Origin of the sequence: Prevotella sp. PTAC (assembly GCF_013166535.1) — a bacterium.
Lineage (GTDB): Bacteria > Bacteroidota > Bacteroidia > Bacteroidales > Bacteroidaceae > Prevotella.
On sequence record NZ_JABKKK010000029.1, the window covers coordinates 1 to 2285 of the forward strand.

Here is a 2285-nt window from a genome sequence, read left to right on the forward strand (position 1 = left end):
TGTCGCTCATAGCAGCGATATTCGCCATAAACGCACCCGGATGGACAGTAAATAAATATACATACCACGGAAAGAGCGTCTCATACACATACGGAGCAAACGACGAGGTACAAAGGTATAAGTATAACGGCAAGGAACTCGACAGGCTGCTCGGACTCGACTGGTATGACTACGGGGCGAGGATGTATGACCCGATATTGTGCAGGTGGAACAGGCCGGATCCACTCGCGGACGATTATCTGAATGTCAGTCCGTATGTATATTGTCTTGACAATCCGGTAAGTCATATCGACCCAGACGGAAAGAAAGTATATGTCGTGGCAACGACTCTTCCGGGTTTCCAATGGTTTTCTTATCCAACACATACATATACACTTGTAACAGGATATGGAGCCCCAAAACGATATGCGTATGGTTCTGCTACTGACGGCATTTTTAGTGGAAATCTTGAAAGACTATATTATGTAGATGATGAGAAGACCATGAATGAGGCCTTGGGATATATCAATCAGAATAATTTTAAATTTGATTCTCAAAATATTAAAAATATAATAGAAGTTACGCCTCCCAAGGGAATTGACAGTAAAGCATTTGACAAATTAGTTATAGAAACCGCTAAACAGTTTGATGGAAATAAAGAAATAAAATATAATGTTGTAACGAATTCAGAAGAAACAGGTAATTGTAATACAAGTACAACAACATTACTTATAAAATCTGGTGTATCCATGGAACAGATTGAAAAGATAGGCAAACAAATAGACGGTTATCCTGGTGGATGGGGAAAAATACGTCCATGGAGTGAAGAAGAGAGAAAAAAAGTTGTTAAAGAAAAGGAAAGCTATAATAAACAATTAATGAATGCAATAGAAAATTTGTATAAAGGATTTTAGTAAAAATGAGAAATGAAGAAATAATAAAAATACAAGATTTGGGAATTTGTTTTTGTATTTCAACTTTTATACAAATTATATTTCCTTTTTTTATTAGTTATGACTCTTTCCGTATAAATGGACCAAGTGTCATACCTGTCTTATTTTTCTTTGCGCCAATGATGACATTAATCTTCATGATTCTTTTCATGACAGGCCTGTATAAAAAGAAAAGAATTGATAACTATTTGGTTATTGTAAGTAATATAATCTTTGTTGTATTGAAAAATTATTTATATGAAATATATAGTAATGGTATTAATAGTAAAAGCATTTTTTTAATAGATATAATTTCACTAATTATCCTTATTGGAATTATTGTCATTTTTGACTATAAACGTATTATTGCCAGAATATTATTATTGCTTAAAAAAATCTTTATAAAATATGCTATTGCCAATAAAATTATGAATAAAACAAATATTTGTATAAAACGAAATATGATAAAATATTTATTCAAATTATATTTATACTGTTTAACCATAACTTTTATTATTTGTTTCTTTTATGCTATAAAAACAACAACAGTACAATTATTTACCCCTCTAAATGCAGTGTTTTTTACAATGATTATATACAGCGTAATATGCCTTATTATGCTTGTTCCTTTTGCCATATCTAAACTAATCTATTCTGATTTCTGCATATTAGAAAATATTTTATTTTATTTCATTTATATAATAATCTTATTTGAGAAGTATTTTATATGTGGATTACTAAACTTACGTTCCAGTGAACGGAATGCACATATTATATGGCTTTTGTTATATGCTGTATACATTGTATTAAGACCATATTTAAAACAAAAGACAAGATTAATACCTTGTTTAATAAATACTGAAAAGTATATAACAAGTAAAAAGGGAACGGTTTGTATTATTTGCACAATTATCATCTTATTGTTTATCTTAATATTTAATGACAATGCACTAAGACATGAAATGCAATGAACGTTGATAAAAGAATGCAAGAGAAAAAAATTATAACTATGAAAAAGATAGGGCTAATACATTGAAGAAACAGGGATTACTTTTAAAAAGTGATAAACATAAAAGGCCATAAAATTATGAATCTAAGACACATTTATTTAAACATGCTCAATAAATATGAATCGGGTATAAATGATGATTTTAACTCTAAATTCAGATATAATACCTGTTTTATAAATTATTATCTGTCAATGGCTGTAAGGAAAGAAAAGATAGAAACTGGCATTTATAATATGATTTTGGTTCAACTATCCGCAAAGATTAAGGAGCCGACAGTCAAGCTAAGCGAATGTTTTAAGACAATAGAGATTACAATACCTTTTGATGAAGCTGAACAAAGCCGTTATATAGCAATGGACATCGA

Annotated in this window: 3 protein-coding genes; all 3 read left to right on the top strand. The window is 29.9% G+C overall.

Annotation, left to right across the window (positions count from 1 at the left end; all coding sequences use genetic code 11):
• Positions 1-893 (top strand): RHS repeat-associated core domain-containing protein (locus tag HPS53_RS12440; RefSeq protein WP_172206524.1); only part of this gene is annotated, 893 nt, incomplete at its 5' end.
• A 5-nt stretch (positions 894-898) separates the two neighbouring features.
• The gene (locus HPS53_RS12445; RefSeq protein ID WP_104368271.1) at positions 899-1882 is read left to right on the top strand and encodes a hypothetical protein; all 984 of its coding nucleotides are present in this window, start codon (positions 899-901) and stop codon (positions 1880-1882) included.
• 116 nt (positions 1883-1998) lie between these two features.
• Positions 1999-2285: hypothetical protein (locus tag HPS53_RS12525; protein WP_216651931.1), on the top strand; the 287-nt coding region annotated here is incomplete at its 3' end.

What these genes read in the sequence shown, in the direction of transcription:
- HPS53_RS12445 (WP_104368271.1), top strand. Translation starts at nt 899, where the DNA reads ATGAGAAATGAAGAAATAATAAAAATACAAGATTTGGGAATTTGTTTT.